The organism is Methylobacterium sp. J-043 (assembly GCF_022829505.1).
In the GTDB taxonomy this organism is placed as follows: Bacteria; Pseudomonadota; Alphaproteobacteria; order Rhizobiales; family Beijerinckiaceae; genus Methylobacterium; species Methylobacterium extorquens_A.
Genome location: NZ_JAKSYB010000077.1, coordinates 1 through 4,140 on the forward strand (window position 1 = coordinate 1; position 4,140 = coordinate 4,140).

The following is a 4,140-nucleotide window of genomic DNA, read 5'->3' on the forward strand; positions in this document are numbered from 1 at the left end:
TCCTCGGCGGCTTCGGCTCCGACACGATCACGGCGGGCGACGGCGCCAAGACCGTGCTCGGCGACAGCGGCCAGCTCGACCTTACGGCGGGCGTGCCGACCCTGATCCAGACGCTGACGCCGGTCCTCGGCGCGGCCGACGTGATCGTGTCGGAGCCGAAGCCGCCGAGGAGGGTGTCGCTGCCGTCGCCGGCCGTGATCGTTTCGTTGCCGCCCAGACCCGTATCGGTGGACAGGATCTGCGTGAGCAGGCCGGCCGCGTCGTAGCTGACGCTGCCGAAGTCGCCGAGGATCAGGTCGGCACCCTTGCCGGTGGTGATCGTGTCGGCATCCGCGCCGCCGATCACGAGGTTGTCGCCGTCGCCGAGCGACAGGATATCCTTGCCGCCGTCCGCCGGGGCCGTGGTGGCAAGGCTCACCCGCACGCCGCCGACGAAGACCGCCACACCGTTGTCGCCGAGCACGATGTCGTTGCCGCCCAGCGTCGCGACCTTGTCGGCGCCAACGCCTGCGATGACGAGGTTGTCGCCTGCGCCCGCCTCGATCGTGTCATCGCCGCCGATGCCCGTGTCCAGGCTCTCGGCCCGCTCGACCAGACCCTTCGCGTCGAAGCGCACCTGACCGGCATCGCCGAACACCGTGTCGCGGCCGGAGCCCGTCACGATCGTGTCGCCACCGACGCCGCCGAGCACGACGTTCTCGCCCTCGCCTGCCCGGATCTCGTCCGCATCGCCCACGCCCGCATTCGTCGTGCGGACGAAGACCGGAATGAAGGCCGAGAGCGTCACCGCGCCGTTGTCGCCGAGGATCACATCCGAGCCCGAGCCCGTACTGATCGTGTCGGAGCCGAAGCCGCCGAGCACCACCGAGCCGCCGTCGCCGACCACGATCACATCGCCGCCGCCGACCTCCGGCGCCGTCGAGGTGATCTCGACCGGACGCGCCTGCTCGTCGAAGTCGACCATACCGTTGTCGCCGAGCACCACCGAGCGGCCGGTGCCGAGCGTCAGCCGGTCGGCACCCGAGCCACCGAGCACCACACCGTTGCCGGCGCCGAGCGTGACGGTGTCGTCGCCGGACACGCCGACATCCGTGCTCTCGGCATGAACCGGGCTGCCGTTGACCAGCCGGACGAGCCCGGCATCGCCGATGACGATGGCATCGCCGGACCCGCCGTCGACGAGGTCGCCGCCGGCGCCACCGAGGACGAGCTTGCGGCCTTTGCCGAGCTTGATCGTGTCGGCCGCGCCGAGGACCGGCGTCAGCGTCTGGATCAGGGTCGGCACGCCCGCCGTAAGGTCGAGCTGGCCGCTGTCGCCGAGCACGGTCTTGGCGCCGTCGCCCGCCGTGATCGTGTCGGAGCCGAAGCCGCCGAGGAGGGTGTCGCTGCCGTCGCCGGCCGTGATCGTGTCGTTGCCGCCCAGACCCGTATCGGTGGACAGGATCTGCGTGAGCAGGCCGGCCGCGTCGTAGCTGACCGAACCAAAGTCGCCGAGGATCACGTCGGCACCCTTGCCGGTGGTGATCGTGTCGGCATCCGCGCCGCCGAGGACGAGGTTATCGCCGTCGCCCGCCGCGATCGTATCGGTCCCGCCGATCTCCACATCCGTCGTGCGGACGAGAACCCGCTTGCCGTCGGTGCGGAAGGTGGCAAGGCCGTTGTCGCCCAGCACCACGTCGGCACCAGAGCCGACGGTGATGCTGTCACTGCCGAAGCCGCCGAGGATGACGTTGTCGCCGTCGCCCGCCACGATGGTGTCGTCGTCGCCGCGGTTCGGATTGAGCGTGGCCATGCGCACGAGGCGTCCGCCGGTGAAGCTCGCCTCGCCGAAGTCGCCGAGGATGAGATCCGCACCCTTGCCGGTGGTGATCTCGTCACGGCCCGCGCCGCCGAAGACGATGTTGTCGCCGTCGCCACCGCGGATGACGTCGCCTGCGCCGCGGCGCTCATCGGTGGTGTAGATCTCGCGGACGAGGCCGTTCTCGAAGGTGACGACGCCCATGTCGCCGAGCACGATATCGGCGCCCGAACCCGTGGTGATGTCGTCCGAGCCGACGGAGCCGATGACGACGTTGTCGCCGTCACCGCCGTTGATCAGGTCGCGGGCGCCGTCGTCCGGATCGGTCGAGGCGAACTCGACGCGAACGCCCCCCTCGAACAGCGCGTAACCGTTGTCGCCGAGGATCACGTCGTTGCCGCCGAGCGCGGTGATCGTGTCCGTGCCCGTGCCGCCGATGACGACGTTGTCGCCGCCGCCGGCCTCGATGATGTCGTCGTCACCGAAGGTGGGGTCGAGGCTCTCGGCGCGCTTCAGGCGGCCCTGAGCATCGAAGGTAAGGCGACCGTCATCGCCCAGCACGATGTCGGCATCGGCATCGTCGCGGCCGGCATCGATGGTGTCGGCGCCCAGACCACCGAACACCACGTCGGCGCCCGCGCCCGATTTGAGCACGTCGCGCGTTCCGCCATCGCGGCTGCTCTGGACGACGGCCCGGATGCCACCCTCGAAGCGGACGAGGCCGTTGTCGCCCAGCACGATGTCGCCGCCGGTGCCGGTGACGACTGTGTCGCTGCCCGAACCGCCGAGCACGATGTTCTCGCCGTCGCCGGCTTCGATCCGGTCGTTGCCGGCATCGGTGGTGTCGGTCGAGGCGAACTCGACGCGCACGCCGGCCTCGAACACCGCGTAGCCATGGTCGCCGATGACGACGTCGTTGCCGCCCAGCGCCGTAACGACATCGTTGCCCGCGCCGCCGATGACGAGGTTGTCGCCGCCGCCCACCTTGATCTCGTCGTCGTCGCCGAAGCCGACATCGAGGGTCTCGGCCCGCTTCACACGGCCCTGCGCATCGAAGGTCACGTGGCCGTCGTCGCCGAACACGACATCGGTATCCGCATCCAGACGGCCCGCGTCGATCGTGTCAGCACCGAGACCGCCGAGCACCACATCGGCGCCCGCACCGGTGGTGATGGTGTCGCGCGCCCCGCCGTTGCGATCGCTGACCACCCGCGCCCGGATGCCAAGCTCGTAGGCGACGAGGCCGTTGTCGCCGAGCACGATGTCGCCGCCCGAGCCCGTGGTGACGATGTCGCTGCCCGAACCGCCGAGCACGAGGTTGTCGCCGTCCCCGGCCTCGATCCGGTCGTTGCCGCCGTCGGCGGTGTCGGTCGAGGCGAACTCGATCCGCACGCCGGCCTCGAACACCGCGTAGCCGTTGTCGCCGATGACGATGTCGCCGCCGCCCAGTGCCGTGATCGTGTCGGCCCCGGTGCCGCCGATGACGAGGTTGTCACCGCCGCCGACCTTGATCTCATCGTTGCCGCCGAAGCCGGCATCGAAGCTCTCGGCGCGGATCACGCCACCGGTCGCGTCGAAGGTGACGTGGCCGTTGTCGCCGAACACGATGTCGGCGTCGCTGTCGGTCTGGCCGGCATCGATCGTGTCGCCGCCGAGGCCGCCGAGCACGAGGTCCGCGCCGGCTCCGGTGGTGATCGTGTCGGAAGCGCCACCGATCCGGTCGCTGACGATCTCCAGACGGATTCCGCCTGCAAAGCGGATCGTGCCGTTGTCGCCCAGCACGACGTCGGCGCCCGCGCCGGTCGGGATGGTGTCGTTTCCCGAGCCGCCGAGCACGACGTTGGACCCGTCGCCGACCGCGATCCGGTCGTTGCCGGCGCCCGTGGCATCGGTCGAGACGAAGACCACGCGCACGCCGGCCTCGAACTCGGCGTAGCCGCCGTCGCCGATCACCGCATCGTTGCCGCCGAGAGCCGTCAAGACGTCGCTGCCGGCCCCGGCGATGACCACGTTGTCGCCGGCTCCGACATCGATCGTGTCGTTGCCGCCGAAGCCCAGGTCGAAGCTCTCGGCCCGCTTCACGCGGCCTTGCGCGTCAAAGGTGGCGCGACCGTCGTCGCCGAGCACGATGTCCGCACCCACGCCCGTGGTGACGGTGTCGCTGCCCGAACCGCCGAGCACGACGTTGTCGCCGTCGCCGACCTCGATCCGGTCGTTGCCGCCGTCATTGGTCTCGGTCGAGGCCACCTCGACGCGGACACCGGCGGCGAACAGAGCGTAGCCCTGGTCGCCGAGCACGATGTCGTTGCCGCCGAGCGCGGTGATGACGTCGGCACCCGTGC

Annotated in this window: 1 protein-coding gene; it reads right to left on the reverse strand. The window is 70.4% G+C overall.

From position 1 onward, the window contains the following. The coding region (locus MKK50_RS24380) for a beta strand repeat-containing protein (RefSeq protein ID WP_499025784.1) at positions 1 to 4,140 on the reverse strand (4,140 nt) is incomplete at both ends.